This is a genomic window from Shewanella indica, assembly GCF_033842865.1.
In the GTDB taxonomy this organism is placed as follows: Bacteria; Pseudomonadota; Gammaproteobacteria; order Enterobacterales; family Shewanellaceae; genus Shewanella; species Shewanella indica.
On record NZ_JAWXXR010000001.1, the window covers coordinates 2179922 to 2205796 of the forward strand.

At 50.7% G+C, this 25875-nt stretch carries 24 protein-coding genes; 17 read left to right on the forward strand and 7 right to left on the reverse strand.

What is annotated here, in order from left to right; all coding sequences use genetic code 11:
• The first annotated feature begins 83 nt into the window (after nt 1-83).
• From SIL79_RS09870 to SIL79_RS09890, 5 genes are all read left to right on the forward strand, one after another.
• Complete coding sequence (locus SIL79_RS09870) at nt 84-671, forward strand: LON peptidase substrate-binding domain-containing protein (RefSeq protein ID WP_039034803.1); 588 nt, start codon at nt 84-86, stop codon at nt 669-671.
• 82 nt (nt 672-753) lie between these two features.
• Nucleotides 754-1689: a pseudouridine synthase gene (locus tag SIL79_RS09875; RefSeq protein ID WP_071475501.1), complete on the forward strand. Its 936-nt coding sequence runs from the start codon at nt 754-756 to the stop codon at nt 1687-1689.
• Nucleotides 1690-1949: 260 nt separating this feature from the next.
• A complete protein-coding gene (locus SIL79_RS09880) occupies nt 1950-3341 on the forward strand; it encodes a TackOD1 domain-containing metal-binding protein (protein ID WP_319619222.1) in 1392 nt (463 codons plus the stop codon).
• Complete coding sequence (locus SIL79_RS09885; RefSeq protein ID WP_071475499.1) at nt 3334-4662, forward strand: glycosyltransferase family 2 protein; 1329 nt, start codon at nt 3334-3336, stop codon at nt 4660-4662. Before SIL79_RS09880 ends, SIL79_RS09885 begins: the two co-directional genes overlap by 8 nt.
• Nucleotides 4662-5726, forward strand: a complete 1065-nt coding sequence (locus SIL79_RS09890; protein WP_319619223.1) for an HlyD family secretion protein — start codon at nt 4662-4664, stop codon at nt 5724-5726. Before SIL79_RS09885 ends, SIL79_RS09890 begins: the two co-directional genes overlap by 1 nt.
• Nucleotides 5727-5862: 136 nt before the next feature.
• On the opposite strand, the gene SIL79_RS09895 is transcribed toward SIL79_RS09890, so the two are convergent.
• The 3 genes from SIL79_RS09895 to SIL79_RS09905 are packed head-to-tail and all read right to left on the reverse strand — an operon-like array spanning nt 5863 to nt 8778.
• Nucleotides 5863-6462 (reverse strand): TlpA family protein disulfide reductase, encoded by a 600-nt coding sequence (locus tag SIL79_RS09895; protein ID WP_039036054.1) that lies wholly within the window; start codon nt 6460-6462, stop codon nt 5863-5865.
• Entirely contained in the window at nt 6459-6857 is a 399-nt protein-coding gene (locus SIL79_RS09900; RefSeq protein ID WP_071475497.1) for a cytochrome c-type biogenesis protein, read from the reverse strand. The genes SIL79_RS09895 and SIL79_RS09900 overlap by 4 nt, the downstream gene beginning before the upstream one ends.
• On the reverse strand, nt 6850-8778 hold the full coding sequence (locus tag SIL79_RS09905) for a heme lyase CcmF/NrfE family subunit (protein ID WP_208148765.1): 1929 nt from the start codon (nt 8776-8778) through the stop codon (nt 6850-6852). Before SIL79_RS09905 ends, SIL79_RS09900 begins: the two co-directional genes overlap by 8 nt.
• Before the next feature lie 391 nt (nt 8779-9169).
• Between SIL79_RS09905 and SIL79_RS09910 the strand changes: the two genes are divergently transcribed.
• The 9 genes from SIL79_RS09910 (at nt 9170) to SIL79_RS09950 (ending at nt 18239) form a co-directional block, all read left to right on the forward strand.
• Nucleotides 9170-11206, forward strand: coding sequence for a cytochrome c (locus SIL79_RS09910; RefSeq protein ID WP_039036055.1), 2037 nt, complete (start codon nt 9170-9172; stop codon nt 11204-11206).
• 113 nt (nt 11207-11319) lie between these two features.
• The gene (locus SIL79_RS09915) at nt 11320-11706 is read left to right on the forward strand and encodes a rhodanese-like domain-containing protein (RefSeq protein WP_226684573.1); all 387 of its coding nucleotides are present in this window, start codon (nt 11320-11322) and stop codon (nt 11704-11706) included.
• A 38-nt stretch (nt 11707-11744) separates the two neighbouring features.
• Nucleotides 11745-12497 carry an FKBP-type peptidyl-prolyl cis-trans isomerase gene (locus SIL79_RS09920; RefSeq protein WP_144360894.1) on the forward strand — a complete coding sequence of 251 codons (753 nt, stop codon included), beginning with the start codon at nt 11745-11747 and terminating at the stop codon, nt 12495-12497.
• 11 nt (nt 12498-12508) lie between these two features.
• On the forward strand, nt 12509-13162 hold the full coding sequence (locus SIL79_RS09925) for a tetratricopeptide repeat protein (RefSeq protein WP_251767381.1): 654 nt from the start codon (nt 12509-12511) through the stop codon (nt 13160-13162).
• 76 nt (nt 13163-13238) lie between these two features.
• Complete coding sequence (locus SIL79_RS09930; RefSeq protein WP_039036059.1) at nt 13239-13739, forward strand: nitrous oxide reductase accessory protein NosL; 501 nt, start codon at nt 13239-13241, stop codon at nt 13737-13739.
• A gap of 5 nt (nt 13740-13744) precedes the next feature.
• Entirely contained in the window at nt 13745-15049 is a 1305-nt protein-coding gene (gene nosD / locus SIL79_RS09935; protein WP_071475496.1) for a nitrous oxide reductase family maturation protein NosD, read from the forward strand.
• Nucleotides 15036-15947 carry an ABC transporter ATP-binding protein gene (locus tag SIL79_RS09940; RefSeq protein WP_052248298.1) on the forward strand — a complete coding sequence of 304 codons (912 nt, stop codon included), beginning with the start codon at nt 15036-15038 and terminating at the stop codon, nt 15945-15947. The genes nosD and SIL79_RS09940 overlap by 14 nt, the downstream gene beginning before the upstream one ends.
• Nucleotides 15947-16786: an ABC transporter permease subunit gene (locus tag SIL79_RS09945; protein WP_071475495.1), complete on the forward strand. Its 840-nt coding sequence runs from the start codon at nt 15947-15949 to the stop codon at nt 16784-16786. Before SIL79_RS09940 ends, SIL79_RS09945 begins: the two co-directional genes overlap by 1 nt.
• 172 nt (nt 16787-16958) lie before the next feature.
• Nucleotides 16959-18239, forward strand: coding sequence for a winged helix-turn-helix domain-containing protein (locus SIL79_RS09950; protein WP_071475494.1), 1281 nt, complete (start codon nt 16959-16961; stop codon nt 18237-18239).
• Nucleotides 18240-18249: 10 nt separating this feature from the next.
• Here SIL79_RS09950 and SIL79_RS09955 read toward each other — a convergent pair whose 3' ends face one another.
• The 3 genes from SIL79_RS09955 to SIL79_RS09965 form a co-directional block, all read right to left on the reverse strand.
• A complete protein-coding gene (locus SIL79_RS09955; RefSeq protein ID WP_144360896.1) occupies nt 18250-18708 on the reverse strand; it encodes a universal stress protein in 459 nt (152 codons plus the stop codon).
• A gap of 230 nt (nt 18709-18938) precedes the next feature.
• Entirely contained in the window at nt 18939-20141 is a 1203-nt protein-coding gene (locus SIL79_RS09960) for an IS4 family transposase (RefSeq protein ID WP_162207266.1), read from the reverse strand.
• Between the two features lie 272 nt (nt 20142-20413).
• Nucleotides 20414-21328: a LysR family transcriptional regulator gene (locus tag SIL79_RS09965; RefSeq protein ID WP_144360898.1), complete on the reverse strand. Its 915-nt coding sequence runs from the start codon at nt 21326-21328 to the stop codon at nt 20414-20416.
• Nucleotides 21329-21440: 112 nt separating this feature from the next.
• Between SIL79_RS09965 and SIL79_RS09970 the strand changes: the two genes are divergently transcribed.
• From SIL79_RS09970 to SIL79_RS09980, 3 genes are read left to right on the forward strand one after another with little or no spacing between them, the layout of a single operon-like run.
• Nucleotides 21441-22592 (forward strand): alanine racemase, encoded by a 1152-nt coding sequence (locus SIL79_RS09970; RefSeq protein WP_162207267.1) that lies wholly within the window; start codon nt 21441-21443, stop codon nt 22590-22592.
• Nucleotide 22593: 1 nt separating this feature from the next.
• Nucleotides 22594-23517: an ornithine cyclodeaminase family protein gene (locus SIL79_RS09975; RefSeq protein WP_144360900.1), complete on the forward strand. Its 924-nt coding sequence runs from the start codon at nt 22594-22596 to the stop codon at nt 23515-23517.
• Nucleotides 23510-23983 (forward strand): GNAT family N-acetyltransferase, encoded by a 474-nt coding sequence (locus SIL79_RS09980; RefSeq protein ID WP_144360901.1) that lies wholly within the window; start codon nt 23510-23512, stop codon nt 23981-23983. Before SIL79_RS09975 ends, SIL79_RS09980 begins: the two co-directional genes overlap by 8 nt.
• Nucleotides 23984-24341: 358 nt before the next feature.
• On the opposite strand, the gene SIL79_RS09985 is transcribed toward SIL79_RS09980, so the two are convergent.
• Entirely contained in the window at nt 24342-25445 is a 1104-nt protein-coding gene (locus tag SIL79_RS09985; protein ID WP_039034111.1) for a phosphoribosylaminoimidazolesuccinocarboxamide synthase, read from the reverse strand.
• Nucleotides 25446-25875: the final 430 nt, after the last annotated feature.

The following is a 25875-nucleotide window of genomic DNA, read 5'->3' on the forward strand; positions in this document are numbered from 1 at the left end:
TCAGCAACTGCTAGACTTTAAAACGAATGTTGAACCTCAGGTTCGCTTTCGGTTGCTCACTCCCCGAGGGGAAGGAGGTTGCTATGCATACACAGGAAATGGCGTTACTGACCTATGATGCCTTGTTGTTGCCAGGTGGACGGCTTGAGATCAGGATCCTTGACCCCATTACCTTGAGCATGGTGGCCGATGTCCTGAAGGGGAAATATCCGCTGGCTTTCGGAATGCGTAATAACGTTGCCATGCCGCCCAGTTTTCCCATTGCCACTCGCTGCGAGCTCATCGACTTCAATCAGCTCGAAGATGACTCGCTGAGTATCACCCTGGAAGGCAAGCAAAGGGTCAAAGTCCTGTCCGCCAAACAGGAAAAAGATGGCCGCTGGCTGGCAAAAGTAATGGATTGTCCCAACTGGGCCGAGGAGCCTATTCGGGGCGAGTTCACCCTTATCAGCGCGGCACTGGAGCAGTTTTATGAGGTCAACCCGGATTTGCGCGGGCTCTACTCATCAGAAGTGCATCTGGATGATGCCGCCTGGGTGAGCCAGCGTTGGTTGGAGGTTTTGCCCTTATACAACAAGGACAAACAGCTGTTGTTGAATCAACCTGATTGCCACAAGACCATGGACTTTGTGCTCAAGTTGATTAAGTCCCATGTTCAGCAGCAGCTTTGAGTGTACTCGCCTCGAATAATCTGAGGCAGATAGAGTAGAATGGCGGCCCCGAGTCGCCATTTTTTATTTTGCCGGAAGAGTTATGAGCCAAACAGACAGAGCCGCACAGCCCTCCTATGTTGTCTTGCCAAGGGATGTGACCGATAAGCCCACTGTATTGGCCTTTCTTATCGACCATTTCAGCCGCATCGATGCGGATGTCTGGCGTGAGCGGGTCGCAACCGGCAAGGTACACTGGCAAAATGGCGAGCCTATCCAGGCCGATACCCCTTATCGGCCTACCGCCAGGGTCTACTATTACCGTGAAGTCCCCAAAGAAACCCGGATCCCTTTTGAAGAGCGGATCTTGTTTCAGGACGAACACAGCATTCTGGTGTTCAAACCGCACTTTTTGCCTGTGACTCCCAGCGGCAACTATGTCAACGAGTGCCTGGTGCACAGGTTAAGGCGCCGCACCGGGATAGAAACCATAGCGCCGGCACACAGGCTGGACAGAGAAACGGCCGGAGTCATGCTGATGTCCACAGATCCCGAAACCCGGCATGCCTATCATGCGCTGTTCCGTGAAGGCCAGATACGCAAGGACTACCAGGCGCTGGCGCGGCTGACGCCAGAGCTTCAGGCGGGATTGGCAACTGGTGAACTTAGCCTGCCGCTGCACTGGACAGTGAAAAATCGCCTCATCAAGGGCGAGCCCAGTTTTATCATGCGCTTGGCCGAGGGGGAGGCCAACAGTCACTCGGAAATCAGTCTCATCGCCGTTAATGGCGATATGGGGCTGTTCAGTCTAAGTCCAATTACCGGTAAGACTCACCAACTCAGGCTGCATATGCAGAGTCTTGGAATGCCACTGCTGAACGACAGGTTTTACCCTGAGTTGCAGCCCAGGAGCGAAGATAACTTCAATAAGCCCCTCAAACTTATGGCTTGTCGGTTGCGCTTTATTGATCCCATCAGTGGCAAACAACAGGATATAAAAGTGGATGGTTTTGAAACTGAATTGGTCGATACAGCTTGATACGTTGGAAAATAAAAACAGGTGTATTGATTAGCTCTGTTGATTATATTTTGTGAGGTTATTATAAAACATGATCAATTAAAGGTTGGTTTAAGTGGTTTTGGTGGTAATTACGGTTTTTTTGTCAAAATATTGGCGGTTTTCTTCATTGTCTATATAATCCCCATTTGTTGAATTTCATTTTTGTCTAATTAAATTGTATGAACTTAGCCGAGGTTTTTCCTCTTATCATTGGCGGGTTTATCATTGCCGGGATTTATATGTCTATTACCAGAGCAGATATCCATGTTGAGGCGCAGGCCATTCCTTGTTGGATTGGTGATAGAGGTGAAGAATTATATGGCAATGATTTTGAAGAATTTAATGATGTTTTTGGTTTCTTGGATACCGGGCTTGCTTATGATGCCATCTGCCTGAATCTGCCGACAGGAATTCAGGACCAAGCGCTTATTCTGTTGAGGCAACAGCCATCGACTTTTATGGCCATGATCAAGGTGGTAACGCCAAGCCTTTTATCTGATTATCTGGCCAATGGTTTATTTCAGTCTGACTTCAAACAAGAGTTGGAAAATTATTGGCAAAGGAAGAAATTAATTAAATTACCCAGCCGGGATGATGTCAGTTATCGGCTGTTGAGTTTTATGTGGCTATTCCCTGAATATAGTTTGCAACCTGTGGCTACGCCGGAAAAGCCACATCTTTATGAGTATCCACTGCTGCAGATATTGACTGATTCAGCGAAGGAAAGTCAGACCCTATTAAATAAATTAATGAACCGGCATTGGCTGGCACCCACCAAGTTGAGGGACAGGATTAGACTGTGCTGTAAGTGTCATTCAGGACATCTCAACTATATCGATCTCTGTCCCCAGTGCCGCAGCATAGAAATTGATATGCAGACCAGTTTGCACTGTTTTAACTGTGGTCATGTGGATAATCAGCAAGCCTTCGGTCGTAGTAGCGGACTTAGTTGCCCCAACTGTTTGCAGCGGCTGCGGCATATAGGTGTCGATTATGATAGACCGATAGAAAACCAGCATTGTAATAGCTGTAATAGCTTGTTTTTGGAAGCTAAAGTCGAAGCAGTTTGTCTGCACTGTGGTCATGGGCATCAACCGGACGAATTGAGCATATATCGTATTGTTGACTATGAATTGGCAGAGCAGGGAAGAGAACTGGTGCGCTATGGCGTGCAGCAACAACTGCTTGCCGCGCTTGGCGAACAGATGAGTCGGGCCCATTTCCTCTGGTTGCTGCAATGGCACAATCAGCTGGCGCTGCGTCATGATCATGAGCATCTGTTGCTGGTATTGGAGCTGGAGGCGTTGGCGCCAGATCTGGCCGGCAGCGGAGAAACCCGTTCGTTAGCCTTACTCGATGCGCTCAAGCAGCGATTATTGAGCCTGGTGCGGGTAACGGACGCCTGCAATAGCCATGATGACCAAGGTGTCTTATTACTATTGCCTTACACCGGCGAGTCACAGTTACCGGCATTGAAGCAAAAGCTGCAGCGGCTTAATGACAGTGTGCCTGAAGGGGAGCTGAGACTCAGGTTCAAGGCAATCAGCCTGCCGGATCAACAACTTGATACTGAAGTTGAGTCCTGGTTGGCCAGTCGTCTGCAGCAGGCCGAGGTATTGGACGGTGAGTGAGTTCAATACCCTAGCTTTTATGAGCCTGGATATTTGGCACAAGCTTGCCACAGACGTCAGTCTGTTTCTCTGGCTGGTGCCGATGATTTTCCTCTATGAAATACCATTGATGTTGATCGTAGTTTCAGGCGTCATCGGCTGGCATTGGCGAACATTTCGTCGTCCCAAGGTTCAAAAGGCTTATCGGCCCAAGGTTAGTTGCATCATTGCTTGCTACGCCGAGAAAGAAGCGGTGCGGCAAACCATAGTCACCCTAGTTGAACAGGACTATCCAGGGGAGATGGAGATCATTGCCGTGGTTGATGGCGCGGTACAAAACGCCGAAACTTTTGCAGTTGCCAAAGCAGCCGCAGCTGAATGCCGTCGCCCTGGACGGGAGATTATCGTGTTGCCCAAGTGGCAACGTGGCGGTCGGGTTTCGACTTCAAATGCAGGTCTGGCCAGAGCCAGCGGTGAGTTGGTGATTAATGCCGATGCCGATACCTCTTTCGACAATGATATGGTTTCTCAAATCGTGCCGCTGTTCGCCGATCCCAATGTGCCTGCCGTCGGCGGTGCTTTGCGGGTACGCAATGTCAATGATTCGCTGTGGACCCGGATGCAGGCGATTGAATACTTGATCTCCATGCAGGGGGGGAAGACGGGCCTTGGGCACTGGAATCTGCTAAATAATATCTCTGGGGCTTTCGGCGCCTTTCGTCGTGATGTGCTGGTCAAAATTGGCGGCTGGGATACCCATACCGCCGAGGATCTGGATCTAACGTTGAGATTAAAACAGTACTTTGGCCGTCACCCCAATTGGCGCATTCCCTTTGCTACGCTGGCTATTGGGCATACCGATGCCCCCATGGATCTCAAGACGCTTGTCTGGCAAAGGTTGCGTTGGGATGGCGACCTTTTGTTTCTCTACTTTCGCAAGCACTGGCCGGCTTTTTCTCCAAGGCTTCTGGGGGGCGCTACTTTCGCTTTTACGCTGATTTACGGTGTTATGCAAAATGTGCTGATGCCTTTTGTCATCCTGCTTTACAGTTTCGGGATAGCGCTGGCGTATCCCTGGCAGTTTTTGACAATAATTACGCTGACTATCTATTTGGCCTATTTGTCTTTTTTGTTGTTTTTCTATTTGTTGGTGTTGTTGGCGATTTCCGAGCGGCCGCGGCAGGATTTAAGGTTGCTGCTCTGGTTGCCCCTTTATCCCTTCTATGCCTTGTTTATGCGTAGTGTCAGCTTATTTGCCCTGATTAATGAAGCAGTTAGACGTTCACATGAAGAGAGTTCCATGGCTCCTTGGTGGGTGCTGAAACGAGGGAGAAAATTTTAGTGAAAGTGACTTACCAAGCGGCCGCCAAGGCGCAACAACCTACACGAGATCAAGGTTTGAAGGTGGACTACGCCCCGGCGAAACGGGGCGGAATGAAATGGCGTTGGTATCTGTTGCTATTACTGGTTATTGCCCCAGTGGTCCTGTTGCTTTGGGTGTTGCTGCGTCCGAGCCTGTTTGTGCTGGCGCCGGGAATCTTGACCTCAGAGCCGCTGGAGATGCGGGCTATGCAGAAGGGCAGATTATTGGAGCTTTCAGTGCGGCCTGGTTCTCAGGTGGAGCCGGGTCAGGCGCTCGGGCGCATAGCCGATGCCGGTCTGGACGCCAGCATTGACGAGTTACAGCGCCAGTTGGCCGAGCTGACACCGCCATCGCAGGCACAGGATCAGGCTATTTTGGGGCAACTTGAACAGCGGATATTGGTGGCTGAACAGGGAGTAAAGCGTCAGGATGAACTACTGTCGCAGTTTGAGTCATTCCGTAAGCAAGGGGTGGTTCCCACTGCAGATATGGCGGCAGTGATGCAAGCCCATACCAGTGCCAGAATGGCGCTGGAACAGGCCCGGGCCGAGTTGTTGCAGCAAAGGCAGTTGCAACAACAAGAACGGGAGGCTGGTGTAATAGCCCAGAGCCGCAACAGCCTGTTGTTAAAGCTGGCGGAGCTGCAAGCCAAACGTCAGCAATTGACCTTGCAGGCGCCGTTTGCCGGCCGGGTAGCCGATGTTTTGGTGCAGCGGGGGGAAGCCATAGCCGAGCAGCAGCCTATGCTTTGGTTATCGGGGCGGGCACAGCCTGTGGTGGTATGTTATCTGGTATGTTATCTGGCGCCTGAGTATCTTGACTATGTTGCTCAGGGGCAGCAGGCCAGTGTCAAATTGCCCAATGGCACCCTAATCCGCGCCGAAATCAAAGAGCCGACCCAGTTAGTGGGCAAGGTGCCCAAGCAGCTGTCCGGTCCTTTTGACGGGGACAAACCGGCACTCAAGATTACGCTTGCTTTGCATCAGAATCTGCCTTTGGCGATTGAGGGGGTTCCGGTAGAGGTGAGTTTCGATCGTTTCTGAGAAAAAGGCTTTCCCGACAAAAGAGGCGTGCGTGACGGGAAAGCGGGCAAAAAGTGTGGGCGGAGAAGTCACATGGTTCTTTGCCAAAGAGTTGCCCGGAGTGACTTGGGGAGATGCTCCGGGACGGTTGCACTATTTACTGTTTCGCTTTGCTTTGGGCCAGCGTTTGATACTTGGCGGCAAAGCGCAACAGATAGTCGGCGATATCCGGGTCGTCCCAGTCCAGATAGCCGCGGATAAAGCCGACTAAGTTCCCATTGGGATCAAAAACATAAGTCGCCGGAACCACATTGGCCGGCATGATCTTCTCTATCTCTTTTTTGCTGTCTATCCAGCTGTCATCCAACTTGAGTTCATGCTTGGCCAGAAAAGGTGCCACAGCAGCCGGATCTTCATCTATCGACAGCGGCACTATTTGGATACTGCTGCCCTGCAGTTTGCTGCGTAGCTTGGCCAGCGCCGGCATCTCACGCAGACAGGGTGGACACCAGCTGGCCCAAAGATTCAACAGCACCATACGTCCTTGGTATTCAGCCAAGGTCTTGGGGTTACCCTGTAGATCGGCAAAGGTCACCTTGGCCACCTTTCTGGCGTGCTGCATTTCAACAAATTCACGCATAATCATAGGCTTGTTTGGTACAGGTTCCCCTGTGTGATAAGCCTTGTGCTGCATTATGCCCCCTTGGGCCGATAGCGGCAGCAACAGGGCGAGACATAGAAGCAAGTAAGATCTCAAGATGGATTCTCCTGATCGTGTGGGGATGGATTGTTGCTGCGGCCGAAAAACAGCAGCATGCCGGGCAATACCAGTAACAAGATGACAGGTCCCAGCCATAGCAGTGCTGTGCCTGCGTTCAGCGAGGGTTGATAACGGATCTGCTCGCCATAGCGTTCTACCATAAAGTCGAGGATCTGCTCCCGGCTCTTGCCCTGCTGCAGCATCAAGTAGATCTGTGCTTTGAGCTCACTGGCAATGGCGGTTTCCGACTCAAACAGGTTTTGGTTGGTGGCCATGGGGCAGCGCAGTTCTTTGGAGATATCTATGCTGAGACGGGCTATATCCATGTCGGTCGCCTGGGCTTCGGCGCAAGCAAAGCTGAGCCATAATCCAAGTAGCATTAGCTTAATCATGTTGAAGTCTCCCTGAGGCGGTTAATAAATCGGTTTGCGGCCGGCGTTGACGTCGGTTTCCGAGGGCCAGTAGGCCACCAATGGCCATCAAGGCACCACCGAGCCAGATCCAACTCACCAATGGTTTGATGCTGAGGCGCACCAAAAATTCTTCATCGCTCAGTTGGGTGCCCATGGAGACATAGAGATCACCAAAGGCCCCACGGTGGATAGCAGCCTGGGACAGTGACATGCCGTTGGAGTTGAATTCCTGGCGTTCCGGATAAAGGTAAGTAAGCAGTTGCTCATTGTGCTCTACCCGAATCACGGCCTGTTCACCTCTGTAGGCAGGTTTGTCCAGCAAGCGGGTTTGCTCATAGATAAAGGTGTAGTCACCCAGAATGCTGCCTTGGCCCGGCCCCATACGCAGCAGAGAGTGCTGCTCGAAACAACTGACTCCGGTCGCGCCCATGATGCTGATAAGAAGGCCGGTGTGAGCCAGCAGCATGGGAATACTGCGGCGTTTGCCGGCAATCTGGCCCAGCGGCAACAGATAAAGCAGCAGAGTGCAGAGTAGAAAGAGGCTCATCGCACCGCCTGCCAGTAACCAAGGGTCGAGCCTGCCTTTAAAAAACAGCGCCAGTGCGGTCGCAATTACAGTGACCAGCGCCAGTAGCCCCAGGCGCCTCGGCGCCATATACGGCAGGGTGCTTATCGCCATGGGCAAGAGCAGCAGCGCCAGCATGGGCACAAACAGGGTATTAAAGTAGGGCGCCCCTACTGACAGACTTCCCAGGCCAATTGCCTGATAGAAAAGTGGGTAAAGGGTGCCCAGCAAGGTAGTCAGCGCCATGGTCAGCAGGATCAGGCTACCGAGCAACAGCTGACCGTCCCGGCCAAGTGGTGCCAGCTTGCCCGGCTGCCAGTGATGGCGACATCTGAGGCCAAATAGGGTGAATCCGGCGCCACCATAAAGTAGCAGTAACAGGAGTATGATGACTCCTCGATCCGGATCGGCAGCAAACGCATGTACAGACTGAATAATGCCGGAGCGAACAATAAAGGTACCCAGCAGACACAGACTGAAGCCCAGCAGCACCAGCGCCAGGGCCGAGAGCTGGGCCAAGGGGTTGTGGTTTTTGATCAGCAAGCAGTGTAGCGCGCCTGTGGTCACCAGCCAGGGAATAAAGGCGGCATTTTCCACAGGATCCCAGAACCACCATCCGCCCCACCCCAATTCGTTATAGGCCCACCAGGAGCCCAGGGCATTACCTGCGGTGAGAAACACCCAGGTCAGCAGCAGATGGCGCTTGAGCCTGCCAAGGCGGGCGGCGCTGAACTTTTGGCTGACAAGCAATGCCAGCGCAATACAAAAACAGATCCCAAGGCCTGCATAACCGAGAAACAGCAGCGGCGGGTGCAGGATAAGGCCTATGTCCTGCAGCATGGGGCTGAGATCGCGTCCCTCTATCGGCACTTCCGGTAGTAGACGGGCAAAGGGGTTGGCGTACAGCAACATAAAGAAGATAAAGCCGCTGAGAATCGCTGAACAACTGCCGTGCAGCATCAACAGATAGTTGTGATCTTGCGAGCGCCTCTGTAGTCCCAGCCAGGCCCATAGTGCCATTACTGTCATCCAAAACAGCAAAGACCCTTCATGGCTGCCCCAAACTGCGGCCACTTTATAAAACAGCGGCAGGGCCGAGTTGGAGTTGTTGGCCACATAAGCCACAGAGAAGTCGTTGAGGATAAACGCCAGTGCCAGCATGAGTACGGCGCCGGTCAGCCCAAGCGCTTGCCCCAGCAACAGCGGTCGCAGCGGCCATTCGAACCGAGGAATGCGATATTTGAGCAGCGCAAGCAAGGCGCCAAATAAGGCACAACTGCCGCTCAGGATCAGCAGGAAGTGTCCCAGTTCGGGCAACATGGTGATGGAAAACATGGCCGCTCTCTTTTGTTTTGCCGGGAAGCCCCGGGAATGGATCTATGGCACTGAGACTAGGGTTATTACCCCTTTGGCTCTGTGATCTGTCGCGCCTTTATCAGCCTATGTTTGCCGGCGCGGCATTTTTCAATTTTCAGCCGGGGTTTTGAGGTTTTTTGAGAAATAAAACGCTCAAAAAAAGAACTGAATAGTTCTGTTGTTAAAGATTAAAGCTATTGTTTTAAAAGATAAATGTAAGGTGTTGCTTTCTTGAGTTCTCAAGCGGGGGCGGGCTGTGCTCTGGCGCAGATTTTTGTCCTTGCACATATGAAGAATGAGTCGTGACCGGTCAAGCCGGCAATAACAAGTTCGTTTGTGAAATAACCGACGACAAATTCAGGAGTATATGATGAGACGATGGCAACAAAGGACAACACTCAGTATGTTGTTTTGTTTAACTGCCGTCAGCGGGGCTGGTGCGCTCGCGGCAGATAAACCAGGTCACGGCAATAAGCAGATGGGAGAGTCGGCACAAAAAGTGATCGCCAATCCCAACGGCATGGAAAAGGTAAACGGCGTCAAAACACTGCAGGATTATATCGTTCAGGAGAAAGAGCTGTTCGATTACCTGTTCCAGAATCACCCTGTGTTCAAGTATCAGGAAGAAGGCCGCCTCATTGGTATGTATAAGGTCAGTGACCGCGGTGAAGAATACATGGATCAAGGTAACAGCCAGAAGTACAGCAAACGGGTGGGACGCCCTTCTGCGGTGCAATATCGTTTGGCTGCCAAGTCTATTCTTGACTTCCCCAATAAGTTTGTTGGCCCTGAGAAGTGTGGTGAGTGTCATGCGGTGCAGTATGAGAAGTGGCAGCGTTCCCGTCACGCCCAGACCATACGTTTCCCCGGTGAGCATCCGGAAGTGGACAATGATCTGAAGAAAAAGCTGTATGGTTCTGATGCTTCCATATTGCCGGACGGCATTACTCCGGATGCTATTTACGCCACTGTAGGTACTCCAAGAACCAAGTATGGCTATATCGATAGCTTCCTGGTGCGTGGTTCCTACCACATTGAAGGCGGTCTGCTGAAAGATGGTACAGGTACCATGGTTGCCGGTGGTAACCAATTCTCCCGTGGTTGGGCCGAATGGTTGACCCCGGAAATGGCCAAGAAGATTCAGAAGGTTATTCCTGACTTCCCAACCAAGATGGAAGACTTCGGCGCCAGTGGTTCTCACCAGTGGGGTATGACCTCCTACGGTGCCAAGTATAAGAAAGAGTTCCTGTTCCAGCCTGCCAGTTCCTACTGCGAAGTGTGTCATAGCTTCAAGTTTGACTTCAAGAACAAGCAGGAATATCTGGATGCCCTTGGCGATCCCAAGAAACTGCAGGAACACACCATCAGCCGCGGTATTGCTTGTGAAGAGTGTCACGGCGCCGGTGGTCACCTGGACGGTGGTAACGGCGGCGGTATGCCTTCCAACTGTGAACGTTGTCACCAGCGTTTCAACTATATTGACGAACTGGCCGAAACCGAGCAAGGCAAGGAAAAGCTGGAATATGCCTTCAACGTCAAGATGAAGTCTTCTTGCCCATCTTGTGGTACCGAAGGTTCACAGATGTTCATGTCTTCTCACTATGACAAGGGCATGCGTTGTTCTACCTGTCACGATCCACATGAAGTAACAGGTAACGACTGGAAATCCGGTTACACCAAGCCAGCAATCAAGAAAGACTGTGTTGACTGTCACCAGGTTCAGGCCGAAATGGCTGCCAACACCGGCACTCACGCCAAGAACAGCTGTACCAGCTGTCACATGCCGAACATGGGTAGCTGTGAAAACTTCACCGCGATTCAATACCCGGATATGGCCGGCTTCGACGCAGTGCGTAAGTCTCACTTGTGGAAGATTGATGTCAGCCCGGATCGCAAGACTCTGAATCCTCCTGAAGGTCAACCTCGTAAGTCCACCACCAAAGGCTGGACTGTGGCTCAGGATGAGAATGGCCATGGCTATCTCGACCTGATGTGGACCTGTGCCCGTACCTCTATCTCTGACCACGATGTGGTTGAGCGTAAGGGTTGTCACAGCCAGTTCCAGTCCGAACTGAGCAAGGGCCTGCACTTCAAGGATCAGAAAGAGATCTACGGCAAGGTCATGAAGTGGCAGACACCTGTCAAAGACAGCCTGGCGAAAGTGGAAGATGCGCTCAAGCGTGTCGATCGCAAGGTCGCCAAGAACAAACTGTCTATCGAAGACAAGACTCAGGTACTGCTGTTGACCGACAAGGCTCGCGACATAGTCGAGTTTATTCGTAAAGACGGTTCCTGGGGTGTTCACGCCCCCCGTTATGCCCGCAAGCGTATGGATGCAGCGGTCACTTATGTGACTCAGGCTGAAGCCATCGCCGACGGCAAAGGCACCAAGACAGCCTCGCTGTAATTTGGCAACTCAGGCTCCGGGCGCTCGTCCGGAGCCTTTAATGGAGGATAAAGATGCGAGTTCGACTCTCATTGAAACAGGCGCTGAAACAGTCCCTGCTGCCGCTGGCATTTATGGTTGCGGCACCGGCGGTGCTGGCAGGCGGTGGCGGAGATCTGGTTCCGGCTCCCTACCACGAAGAGATACTCAACCAGATCTCCATGCGTGAGGCCGAGATGCTGCTCAGCCAGCCCGGGGTGATTTTCTATGACGTCAACACCCTGGAGATATGGGGTGATGGCTTCATTCCCGGCGCCATCTACTTCAACGTCAACAACTGGAAGACCTTGTTGCCGGAAAACAAGGACACCACCATGGTGTTTTACTGTGCCAACCGCCTCTGTACTGCCAGCAACGTGGCCGCCAGAGAGGTGATGAAACTGGGTTATACCGATGTCAGACAGATGCCGGATGGTATCTATGGCTGGCGCATCTCGGGACGACCGATTGAGCGTCCTTGAGAATAGATTATTTGGGCATTAAATTTAGAAATTGCAGGATGAAAACCATGAAATTACAAAAACTTGCTACTACTATTTCCCTCTCTCTTTGTCTGAGCCTGCCCGCACTGGCGGCCGACTTGAAGACAGAGACAGACAAGACCTCCTACGCACTGGGTGCCTCTGTAGGCAACTATATATCGGGCCAGGTTTATCAACAGTTGGAGCTGGGCGCCGAAGTCAATATGGAGCTGCTGGTTACCGGCTTTACCGATGCGCTTAAAGATAAGCAGCAACTGACAGATGAACAGATCCTGGATCTACTCAACCAAAGAGCCATTGCTCTCAACGAAGAAAGAGAAGCCCGCTTCGATAAACTGGCTGAGGATAACCTCAAGGCCGGCGAAGCTTTCCTGGCCGAGAACAAGAAAAAGTCCGGCGTTAAGGTCACTGACAGTGGCTTGCAGTACGAAGTGCTGAGCATGGGGAAGGGCAAGAAGCCTAATCCTGAAGATGTGGTGACGGTCAACTATGTCGGTAAGCTTATCGACGGCACAGTATTTGAGGACAGCAGTACCAACAAGGCCGCCGGCCGTTTTGCGCTGATGACAGTGATCCCCGGCTGGGAAGAGGGCCTGAGACTCATGCCCGAAGGCTCCAAGTTTCGCTTCGTGATCCCTGCCAAACTGGCCTATGGCGAGCAGGCTCCCGGGGTGATCCCGCCGCAGGCCACTCTGGTGTTTGAAGTCGAGCTGGTCAAGGTCGAGCAGCCGGGTAAAGACAGCAAGTATCCAATGCCTGGCCACAGTTGACAGGAGGCGTTATGGCTAACCCGCTTTGGTTGGGACTGGCCCTGCTGAGTCTGGCATTTATGAGCCTGTTTGCCCTTTATCAGTGGCAAACCTGCCGCGGAGATAGGGTCGTACCGGCTCTATGGCACTGGAGTCTGTTGCCGCTGCTGATCATAGGTCTGAGTCTTGGGACTTACTCCTATACCGGCCGTTATAACGATTGGCAGTTGGCCGAAGCCGACGACAGCATAGATTATCTGTTGGCTGCCGAAATTGTCCGGCTTCGGCGCGCCAGTGCCGAGGCGCCACAAGACACCAGCCTGATGCAACAGCTGGCGCAGGCCTATGTGCGCGGCGGCATGTATCTGGATGCGGTAGCTACCTTGAAGCAGCATTTGCAACTTCAGGGCAAGAGTGCCGCCTTACTGGGGCAGTTGGCCGAAGCCGCCTATTACCGAGATCAACGCCAGTGGCTGCCGGAATCCCAGGATTGGGTCGAACAGGCCCTGGCGCTGGATAACGCCGATCCCGGCACCCGGCTGTTGCTGGCCAATGATGCCTTCCTTAACCAAAGATATGCCGAGGCTATAGGCCATTGGCAACTGCTGCTCGACAGTAGCAATGAGCAGTTGGACCGTGAGGCGTTGCAATATGCCATTGCCAACGCCCGCAGCCGACTCGAATGATTTTTTCAACCCTCGCCCAATGGGTTGTCCCTGCAAGGCCCCGGCGAGGTGTTGAATCTGTTGATTGGAGAGAAAGATGAAAAAGACACTTTTGGCTATCGCTATTCCTATCCTGTTAATGGGGCTGTCCGGATGCTCTCCGGCGCAGAGCCACAATCAGGAAACTCACGCCCAGCATCTGGAACAGCATGACAAGTGCCATATGTGCGGCATGATGATCACCAAATACCCTGGACCCAAGGGGCAACTTATGCTCAAAGACAGTGATGCTGTGCCCAAGTTCTGCTCCAGCCGTGACATGTTCAGCTTTGCGTTGCAACCGGAAAACCAGCGTAGAATCAAGGCTATGTTTGTCCATGATATGGGTACTACCGACTGGGAACAGCCGGATGACAACGCCTTTATCGATGCTACCACTGCTTGGTATGTTTATGGCACCAGCAAGAAGGGAGTGATGGGGCCGGCGGTTGCACCATTTTCAACCAAGGAAGCGGCGCAGGCTTTCGCCGAAGCCTGGGGTGGCCGGGTACTGGCCTATGAGGAGATCACTTTGGAACTGCTGGAAGGAGCCGACTGAGGTTGATGTTACGCACCCTGCTGGCCCTGATGCTGCTCTCGTTTGGCTGCCTTGGCAGCCAAAACCCGCTGCAGGCACGTATAGATGCACTGAGAGAAGGCGAGGTACTGACTCTCTCTGCCGCCGAGTATGTGGGGCCGCTGATGATCGACAAGGCGATCGCCATTGTCGGCGAGCCCGGCACTATAATCGATGCCGGTGGTAAAGGTAGCGCCGTGACCATCAAGGCTGCAGGCGTGCGCCTGCAGGGGCTTGAGATACGTAACTGGGGCAGCGATCTCTATGAACATGATTCCGGGGTGCGTCTGTTGCCGGGGGCCGATGATGTCCGCTTGTTGCAGCTTGAGCTGTCTGGGCCTGGATTTGGCATTCATGGCGAGCAGCTCAAGCGTCCGGAAGTGGAATATTGCCGTATCAGCGGTGACGACAGGCGTTATCTGCTGGACAGAGGTGACGGCATCTTTCTCAAATATGTTGAGGCCCCCGAACTGCACCACAATCAGATAGCTTCGGTGCGCGACGGTATTTATCTGGAAAACGTCGACGCCAGCCAGGTCAGCCACAATCAATTCAGCCGCCAGCAATATGGCATTCACTACATGTACACCCGCAATGACAGCGCCTGGAACAACAACGCCAAATGGTTACAGGGTGGCTATGCGCTGATGAGCTCCAAGGGGATCACCCTGGAACATAATCAAGTCAGCGCCGCAATCGATTTTGGTATCTTGCTCAATGTGACTCAGCAGAGCGAGGTGCATCATAACCGGGTGACCACTATTCATAACCCCAAGGGCGATCCCGCTATTGCCAGTGAAGGTAAGGGGCTGTTTATCTATGGTGCCGCCGACAACCGCATCAGCCACAACCATTTCAGTGACAGTGATACCGGCATAAGTGTCGCTTTGGGCGGTGAAGGTAATAGCCTGTGGCGCAACAACATAGAAAACAATCTGACTCAGGTGCGTTACGTCGGCAGTAAGTCGCAGGAGTGGAGCCTTATGGGACAGGGTAATTATTGGAGCAGTTATCAGGGCTGGGATCTCGATGGTGATGACATAGGTGATACTCCCTATCTGCCCAACGATGCCCTGGACAGGCTGTTTTGGCTTTATCCAGAGGCCAGATGGTTGATGGACAGCCCAGTGGTGCTCCTGCTGCGCTGGCTGCAGCGCCAGTTGGCTCTGGCCGAGGATATCGGCATTCGCGACAGTTTTCCTTTGCTGCAACCCATTGAGATTCAGACGAAGCGAGAAATGACAACCAATTCGCAACCGAGTGACGAGGAGACCCGCTATGCCCAGCATTGATTGTCGGCAACTGGCCTATGTTCGTGGCGACAGGCCTGTGCTGGAGAATATCAGTTTGCAGCTGCCCCAGGGTAAGTTACTGGCGCTGCTGGGCCATAATGGTGCCGGCAAATCGACCCTGATCAAACTGCTGTTGGGGCTGCTTAAACCCGCCGGTGGCGAGCTGAAGATTCTCGGTAAGGCCGCCGGTGAAAGCCCTATGCAGGTGGGGTATCTGCCGGAGAATGTCAGTTTCTACGACAATATGCCTTTGGGCGAACTGCTGAATTATTTTGCCGGGCTCAAGGGTATAGACGCGGCCAGGGTCAAAGAGCTGCTGGTTGAGTTTGAACTGGATGGCTTGGTGAAACGCAGGTTGGGACAGTGCTCCAAGGGGCAAAGACAGCGGCTTGGGTTGGCGCAGGCACTACTGAGCCGCCCCAGATTACTGTTGCTCGATGAACCGACAGTAGGCCTGGACCCCTCGGCCTCGGCGCTCATGTATGCTCAATTGGCGGCGCTGAAACAGCAGGGCTGCACCATAGTGGTTTGCACCCATGAGCTGGCTTTGGTTGAGCCGCATCTTGATTTGGCGCTCATGTTGGCAAATGGCCGGATGCGGGCGTTGGGAAGCTTGGATAACCTGAGGCAAGAGGCTGACTTACCACAAGAGATCCTGTTGCCATCTCGGCTGGAGCTCAGTGGCGATCCCGTGCTGGGGCCGAGTTTTTCCGCTGGCCGGTTGAAACTGGCTAAGGCCAGCGTGCCGGATGCGATAGCCGTACTGACGGAGCAATACCGCTGCTTTGACTTTCAGTTGCCTCCGGCCTCGCTCGGTGAACTATTTCATCATTTTATGGCGCCGTCTGACTCAAATCGCCGAAATGTTGCGCCCAAAAGATTCGGGGAGGCCGCCTGATGCAACTGGTCAGAGAAAATGAAGCATTGACATCTCAGCGGCCTAATCCGTTATTTATCGTAGCCGCCAAAGAGTTTAAAGATTGCCTGCGGAGCCGCTGGCTGCAAACGGCTTGCTGCTTGTTTGCCTTGTTGGCGGCGGCAGTTATTTTCGGCGCCGGAGCCTTAGGCGGTGAGTTTCGCTGGCAGGCACTGCCGCAGCTGTTCAATTCTCTTTTAACCTTAAGCGTTTTTCTGGTGCCGCTGCTGGCGCTACTATTGAGTTTCGATGCCGTGGTGGGGGAGGCCGAAGCCGGCACCTTATTATTACTGCTGACTTACCCTTTGAGCCGCAGTCAGTGGTTGGCCGGTAAACTGATGGGGCAGGGCGGCGCCTTGCTGCTGGCTTTGTTGCTGGGGTTTGGCTTGCCTTTGGGGTTACTGCCGCTATTGGCTCAGGAATACCGTACAGTTGAGTTACCCGCGGCTCTTACCCTCTTACTGGCCAGCGCCTGGTTGCTCGGGTTGGTGTTTATGCTGTTAGGCTACTGGGTCAGCATGCAGGTTAAACAGAAGGCTCAGGCACTGGCGCTGCTAATGCTGCTTTGGCTGCTGCTGGTGCTGCTCTATGATCTGGCCTTACTGGTATTGGCCGTGGTAGCGGCCGATACCCTTGGTCAGGCGGGATTGCAGTGGCTGATGCTGCTGAACCCGGCCAGTGTGTTTCGGCTGCTCAATCAAAGTTTTCTGGGCTTGGCCAGTGGTGTGCCGACCTGGCCCTGGTTACTGGGAATACTCTTTGGCTGGCTGTTGTTGTTATCTTGGCTGTGCCGCTACAGTTTTCAGCGTCGACTACTGTAAATCTGCTATTGGAGCCTGCTGTATTAGATATTTTTTGTTTAACAAAAACAAATTGTTAATTGATATAGCTGTCACATTCTATCTGTTGCACTCAGGTTAAACTCATAACCTATCCTCAGGCCCCCATTGATGGGGGCAGTCAAATCTTCTGGAGTGACTTTTCGGAGTGACAATGCAACAGCTGACTCCCTATTTGGCGTTGGATACCAAGGCAAAACACTTGCTGGATCAACGCGATGGTTCAGAAATCGTCCTGTCGTTTTCTGAGGCTCAGGTATTGTCACACCTGTTGTCTGCCCCGGGAAACGTGTTTGGAAAAGAAGAATTGCTGGCTGTAGGTTGGCCGGAGCGGGTGGTGGCGCTGACCTCTCTGACTCAATGCATCAGTATTCTCAGAAAAAAGCTGGAACCCTATCCTGAAATTCAGCTCAAGACGGTTGCCCGCCGTGGCTATCAGCTGAATATTTCCGAGCAGTCGCACGTGCATATGCTGGCTATCTCAGATGGTGAAGCTATCCGCACTGCCTTGGTGAGTGTGTCGCTCAAGATAAAGCTCCTGGGGATTTTGTTGTTGTTGGGGCTGGTGGGCTTCTTCTGGTACTACAGTGACTATCATGAGATGGTCAAGCAGGTGAGCCATTGGCGGGCCGACAAGCAGTTGCCTTTGAATGTGGGCGGCACGCTGGCCTCGGCGCAGTTGTTTTACAGTGATGAGGCCAAGCAGCTGCATCCTTCCATGTGGCAAAAGCATCTGGCGCCTGAGGGAAATCTTATCCCCGGATTGAAGCATTTCAGCGCTTATGCCTCTTCGGATGGGCGTAATTACTCCTTTGCCATCTGTCCCAGTGCCGATGAAACCGGCTGTGACGGCGATGGTATCATCAATATCACCGCCATAGATCCCAAACCTGCCGGTCTTAGCATGAAGGAGTTTGTGCCCCTGAGTAAGGAGATGGAGCGACGGATCCGCTACAACCGTATTATTTTGCCACCGGCGGTAGACAATGCCGAATTGGTGGAGCACAACTACCATGCGGATATCTATTTCCCGGTTGCCGGTGAACTCTTGGTGCGTACCGATCTCAGCCTATCCTTGGTTTACGACAATAAAGACTCGGGGCAGTTTTATTCATCGGCTTGTGTTACCGATCAGGATTGCATCACCACACCGATAAAGTATCAACTGCGGGGCCATTTTCACCAGTACCGCACTGAGATTTCCGGCACCTTGGTGGATGTGTTCCAGGTGAAAGTGAATCAGAAAGAGCTCATCAAGCCGGACAATGTCAGTGACTCAGCGATGCACTTCTACCGCGAGATCCGTAAAGACGATATCCGTGATGAGGAGATCTACTACTTCCGGGTCTATCAGGATCACAAGACAGCGGTCTGGATAGTGCCGCAGATGGGTAATTTGCTGGCCTGGACCACTTACAGTGAAGTGAAACTCTGAGCCGATAAGGTTACTTTACTACCATCACAGGGCACTTGGCCTTGTTGATAATCTCCTCGGCGACACTGGGCAGCAGCCAATGGGCCAGCGCAGTGCGTTGATGACAGCCGATAACTATCATGCCCACATCGGCGCTCTCGGCCTCTTCGAGGATTTGGCCGGCAGCGCTGCCGCGGCGGATAAGCACCTCGAGCTGCTGCTCTGGATGCAACTGCTGCAACAGAGCTTGGATTTTTTCTGAAGCATAGGCCTGCATATGTTGCTGTAACTGCGCTTGGGTCACGGCCACTATGCCGAAGTTCTCTTCGTGATGGGGTAGAGTGGTAATGTCTTCGCCATAGGCTTTGCTTATCACATGCAGCAGCCTCAGCTTCACTTTATAGAGCGCCGCCAACTCTATGGCATATTCCAGGGCGTGTTCGGATTCTTCAGAGAAGTCGACCGGACAGAGGATTTGTCGGGTACGCATGATGCATCTCCTTTTACTCGGCGTTGGCCATTTCTTTAAGTTTAAGCCAGTCTTGGCCAGGTACAAATCTGGCGTTCAGGGGAGATATTCGCTGGTGCCTCATGCTGTTTGATGGCCTTGATGATTGTTCTTCGGTGTAACGTTTCTTCATGTTGAGATCTCCATTGGCTCTAGTGTATTGGAAATCTCATCAATGTCATGGTCTTAAATTCGGGGTCTGGAGGATCCCCTCATAATTCGGGCCTCCCAGAGGTGTTAACCAGTTTAAGAAATTCACCCCAAGCCCAGCGAAAATGCGATTCTTTGATTGAGTATTCCGGACGTCGTCTCACTTCTTTGCCGAGTCTGAGCACAGATAGCACGTTTCTGTCACGTATCGTATTGGCTTGAAATCTCCGCTGCCATCCCAGATGCCTGTCTGCCAGACCGATGCACCAAAGCAGGATTTCTGCCAACAAAGCTATCAGCAACAACACATCATAACGGCGTGGACAACGACTGCGGCTTTGCCTGAGTCCCATGCCGTATTGGGGACTTTTGAGGTCGCGAAAGGTTTCTTCTATCTGCATCCGTCTGGCATAAAGTTTGACCACCTGCGTTGACGAGAACGCCTCCGTAGGCAAGTTGGTTGCCAGTAACCAAGGCTCTTTACTGCCAAGACGGTAACTTTGTTGTGCCGTATGATTGCGTCCTGCTTTGGATGACCGCTTGTCGGCTCGATATTTCGGCGCAGCCTTGTACAGATGTAAATGACAGCACATAGGCGATTTTCGTCCCAGTTTTACGTAACCAATATGTCGGGCTTTCGCCGTGGCGGAGGGATAAAGCGACTTATTCAACTGCCATTGGGCATGATTGGCCAGGAGAAAGCCGACATCCCCACGGACACGGCCAAGCCAAAACCAACCATATCGTTCCACCTCCTGAAACCAGGTATTGCGGTAACCTGCATCGGTGACAATCAGTGGACACACATGGGACGGCAGCACCTGTGCCAACTCAGCCAAGAAGGCGTTATGACTGCGAGGAGCATTGTAGTCGGCAAACTTGAAAGTACGCTCATACAGGGTAATCGAGCGCCCTTGCACACTGACAGAGGCTCGCAATGTCATCATCCGCAGTTGTTCACGGACATCAGACCAATCAATGAGGATTACCGGCATGGGATTAGCTGCACAGAGTAACTTTGCATGCCATTGATAAATAGCGAATTTATCAGAGTGTAGATGCGGGTTGCCGAGTAGCCTGTCTATCCGTTTGATGTTGTGCTTTGGCGCCACCGCGCCAGAGATATTGCGACCAAGCTGAGTCAGTGACAACTGATTGCCATCAAGTAACGCTTCTGTAGCAACCATCAGAGAATTAAGCCGTTTTTGATGTATTTGTGGGCATTGCTTTTTGAGTAAATCGTGTAAGATGTGGACATCACGCATGGTGTTGGATCTGGTAGTTTTTTGGCGAAATCAATTAGATCAATCAACACCATGCGTGTCTACTGAATTGAATAAAAAGGGAATTATCTGGGGATTCCCTAGATTCGGGGTAAAGGTCACTGCCAAAAGGTAATAAAGATTAATCCACAATGAGTTAGTTGAATAGCTAACTTAGTTGTGGGCATTAACTGGTTAGAATTTTTGTTCTACTTTGATGAATCATCATTGTAAAAAAATTAGGTTTGTAGTACAAAACTCCGATAACCAACTTACTATCGATTTAACCACGGCGCCTTTTGGCATTGATCTTTTAGTAGAGATAAAAAGCCAGTGACTCGCGCCGACCTCTCATGCGCAGCAGAAGTCACTAGGGCAACAATATCGGCATTTGGAAGCTCGTAATCAGGTAATAGCCGCACTAATTTACCACTATCAATCTGTGATTGAATGTCCCATTCGGATCGCATGATGATCCCCAAGCCTTGTAACGCCCAGTCTTTAATCACTCTGCCCTCATTACTTGCAAGAGAAGGGCGAATACGAATACTTTCTATGGCCCCTGTCACTGCATGAGTAAAGCTCCACAGCGTGACATCTTCATTATTCTCTCTCAAGGCAATACATTGATGCTTCTTAAGATCTTGCGGAGTCTTAGGCTGTCCATGACGAGATAGATACTCCGGCGAAGCGCAAACAAAGCGTTTGTTTGGGGCCAAGCTCACCATCTTAAGGCTGGAATCCGCTAAGTGGCCAATGTAGATGATAATGTCCCATTTATGATGGTTTGCCCAGTTTGGGTTGTCTGACAATTCTAACTCCACCTCTAGGCGCGGATGAGCTTGTTTATACTCACCTAATAAAGGGGCTATCACATCGTTGCCAAAGCCAAGGGGCGCCAAAACTTGTAGACGACCACTGACATCCCCTCTGCTTTCATTGAGCTTATCGATGAGTTCATCCAAGTCCTCAAGGATCGAAATACCGGTATCGATTAAGACGCGCCCTTCTTCTGTTAGGCTAACCACACGCGAAGGTCGTTGAAGTAACTTAAGTGATAGCTTCTTTTCGATATGTTGAATACGCTGAGTGACTGATGGAGGCGTTATATTGAGCGCACGAGCTGCATCTGCCAATGTTCTATGGTTAGACACTACCACAAGAAATCGAATATCTTCTGTCGTCAACATTAACTTTCAACCTAATCTATAAGTAGATTTTTGTTAATATAATTCAACTTTCTCCTATCTCATAATTATTTCATCGACATTGAACTGCAATTTTCGAGCTTAGGTAAATGAAATGATTAAACATACAGAGCACCCTGATTTAGAAAAGCAATACAATGCCATCGGCACACCATTTCTCTACCTGGACAAACAAAAGTTTTTAAACAATCTCACGCAAATGTGCAGTCATATTTCGAAACTGGGCACGTCACTAAGACCCCACTTTAAAACGGTAAAGTCGTTAGATGCGCTTCCTTACTTAATTGACTCTCTAGAGGACCCAATCACTGTATCTACCCTTGAGGAAGCAGAACAGCTTGCTAATTATGGTTGTAAAGACATTCTCTATGCAGTTGGTATATCACAAGAAAAGCTATTACGAGTCGAGCAGTTACTGAAACGTGGCATTAGCATTGTGGTGTTACTTGATAGCATGGAACAAGTCGATTTTGTTAACACCTACTCTCAGGAACATGAGTGTGTCATTAGCTGTCTTATAGAGATTGATTGTGACGGACACCGAGGTGGCGTCAGTGCAGATTCCGAAGCCTTGATTGCTATGGCTAAGAGCTTAGATAAAGGTTTTGCCGATTTTAAAGGTGTGATGCTTCACGCAGGCGAATCTTACCACTGTTCGTCTCAAGAAGCGCTAAACCAATCAGCCAGTAATGAAGTAGCGACTGCACAACTTGCAGCGAAACGCCTCGAATTAGTGGGGATTCATTGCGAAATAGTCAGCATAGGGTCTACCCCAACGGCATGTTCATACACAAACACAAGTGGAATTACAGAGGTCAGAGCTGGTGTCTATTCGTTGTTTGATTTGGTGATGCATCAGCTTGGAGTGTGTACCTTAAACGATATAGCAATCTCAGTAGTAAGTAGTGTTATTGGACACAATAAATCAAGGGGACAAATATTTGTTGATGCTGGTTGGATGGCTCTTTCTTTAGATAAAGGCCATGAAGAACAATGTTATGGCGTGGTTCTCCAACCGAATGGTCAAGAGAGTAAAATACTGAAAGTCGTGCAGGTAAATCAAGAGCACGGCATACTCGAAGCGGCTTCTGGAAGCGAGATTGACTTCGAATGTTTTCCCATTGGTTCTCGAGTACACATAGTCCCAAATCATGCATGCTCTACAAGCGCAATGCACCGTCAATACCATGTCTTTGACTTGGTCGAGGGGCAAATTGAACAATGGCAACGTATCTCAGGGTGGTAACATGCTTTATTTAGATGAAAAAACAACCGCAGCGTTAATTACTCACGAACTGGCATACAAAGCAGTCAAAGCGGCCTTTTCCGCAGTACAAGAGCAGCACTCATCAATATTTTCAGTGGTTAACGCATCAGGCCCGATAGAAGGCTCAATGTTTTCACTCAAATCAGCACGTACAGATCAATTGCTTGGTTGGAAAATGGGAAGTTATTGGCCTTACAATAATCAATCTGGGCTACCAAACCATGGTACTCATATCTTTCTTCTCTCACCTGATACGGGAGAAATGAAAGCCATTTTGTCAGCAAGTTTGGTTAATGCCTATCGAACCGCTGCAGCCGATGCCATCGCAGTTGATCTATTGGCGAGACAAGATTCAACGGTACTAGCGTTATTTGGCACGGGTCATCAGGCTAAATATGAAGCGCTTGCCATTTCAAAAGTTAGGAACCTATCTAAAGTGCTGATTATTGGTAGAAATCAGACTAGCGCTAACCAACTGGCGCAAGAGCTAAGCAATGAAGGTTTAACAACTGATATCAAGACTGCTCAAGAAGCCTGTGAAAGCGCAGATATTATTGTTACCGTCACAGCATCCACCGCCCCTTTGTTTGAATCGTCGTGGATAAAGCCTGGAACTCATATTTCTGCAATGGGAGCAGATAAAGTAGGAAAACAAGAACTGCCGCCATCACTATTTGAGAATGCCATCCTCTACTGTGACTATTTACCTCAGTCCAAAACAATTGGTGAGTTCCAGCATGCACCAGATAAAGAGATATATCAGATCTGCGACAAGCTTCAATTAAAAGAAAGGAACGAAAACGACATTACTATTTTTGATAGCTCAGGAATTGCCTATCAAGATCTATACATTGCAAAAATAATTTTAGATAAATACCTATCCAAGGAAGATAACCATGAATAACGTTAGCTTTTTAAAAATAAACGGTAACACCATCGATGACATTATTGACCTTACAGTGGGAGAGCTTCAAAAGCATCTTATTGCTAGTAACGCAGAATGGCTTGCAGAGGCGAGTTTTAACGACGATAGTGTCAGCTACGGCATTTATTTAGACGACAAGCCAGCAGGGCTCATCTCTCTTATCGATCCAAGATTACTCGATAAGTTCGATGATCACTTTCAAAAGGATCATTTGTACGTGTGGCGTGTCATGATTGACCATCGTTTTCAAGGAAAGGGATTGGGGAGTCACGCGATTAACTTCAGCAAGCGATACGCTTCCATTGTTGGTTTAAAAGGCGTGTCGCTAACCACAATGGATAAAGAGGAAGGGAATGCTCTCTATATTTACCAAAAGCTTGGGTTTACACCAACGGGCAGAAGACTTGATGATGAAATTGAATTAATTTTTAGCTTAGATATTTGATTGAATAAACGGGTTAGACGGTTCAGTGTAGTACTCATGATTTAATTTGTGATAAAAATTAAGTGGCTATTTAAATTTAGGTTTTCAAATTGTTGATGAATTGATTCATAAAGTTGAGGTTTTAATTTGTCAATCTGGAGAGCTAATGAAGAATATACTGAGATATATTATTTTCTATTGTCACCCCAAACCACTGCCTATGGCGGTGGTGGTTGTCTTAAATTCGGGGTAAAGGTCAATTGATATAAAAAAGACCTAAATGAATAGATCTTTTTATATGCTACCAACCACAAGTAATAACATTCTGGGCTTTATGCTTAACGGGAAACTGCCTCATCAGCAGCCGCGGCAGAATGCTTTAGTCCACCAGGCTGTATTGTTCCTTGAGCACTCGGATGATTTCTGCCTTGGGATTATCCGAGAGAGTAATCTTGGTTCCGGTGACTTTCTCGGCAATACCTGTGTAGGTACGCGAGACATTCATCATGGCCTCCAGTGGCAGGTCGTTGTCGCGGGCCAGGGCTTCACGTTCCGGCATTCTGTCCTTGTTCAACAGGATATCCGGATCCGGGAAGTGGTTGAGCAGGAACTGACGGAAGCCTTCTTTGGAGTTCTCGAGGATCTTACCGTCACGGTAGGCGCTGCCATCCCAAATACGTGAAGAGTCCGGGGTTCCCACTTCATCCATATAGATAAGCTTGGACTGACCTTGTTTGTCAGTGACATAGCCAAATTCGAACTTGGTATCGACAAAGATCTGATCTTGCTGTGCCAGCGCCTCGGAAATGACTTCGAATCCCTGCTTGAGCAGTTTTTCGTACAGATCGATATCTTCAGGCTTTTCAAAGCCGAAGGCCTCGAAGTTGGCTTCGATATCTGCGCGGCTGATGTTGACATCATCCTGCTCCGGCACCCCAGGGATCCCCTTGAGTATGCCCTTGGTCGATGGGGTGATCAGTAACTCGGGTAGCTGCTGGTCCTTTTGCAATCCCTCCGGCAGCGTGATGCCGCAAAATACCCGCTCACCCTTTTGATAGGCGCGCCACATGGATCCGGTAATATAGCGGCGAATAATGGCTTCTACCTTTATCGGGCGAGCCTTTTGTACTATCCACACGAAGGGATGGGGAATGTCGAGAATATGGCTGTCGGCCAGCCCTTTTTCCTTGAACAGGCTGAACCAGTGGTTGGAGATGGCGTTGAGTGCTGCCCCTTTGCCCGGGATCCCTTTGAGATCTTCTTCGCCGTGGAAGATGCAATCGAAGGCGGAGATACGATCCGAGATCACCATGATCGCCAGCGGAGTATCGGCGGGCACATCATAGCCCTTTTCGCGGATCAATCTGGCGCTGTCGGCCTCGGTCAACCAGTAGACACTGCGCACTTTTCCGCTGTGAACCGGCTTGTCGGTGCGGATAGGCAGATCATTGTTTACGGCTAGAACGGAATCAGCAAGACTCATGACGAGTATTCCTCTGGGTGTAGGGTTTAAGGCTAAGTCCGGCAGGCGGGGTTATTGTTATCTGCCTGTTTCCGGGAGAATGCGAGCCGGCGGCGGGGCAGCAGCAAGCAGCAAAAAAGACTGTGCTTGAGAGGTAAAGCCGCTGTGGAGTCATGCAAGTATGAGATGCCGCCGACAAAAGATGGGTTATTTTACCTCAGTCGCAACCTTTTGCCACGGGGAGGCTTTGTTTACTGGAGCAAAACTCTGTTCGCGATAGAGACTAATGAGGCTGCACCCAGGGAGATTGGGCGCTGATTCGGCATCCATGTTTCAGCCACGTTATTTGCGCCAACAGTTTTCGGCGACACCGAGGGGGAAAGTCGGTGCAATTCTGCAATCATAGCGTTGCTTGAAATTGCTTATATACCTACAGACATACGCCTATTTT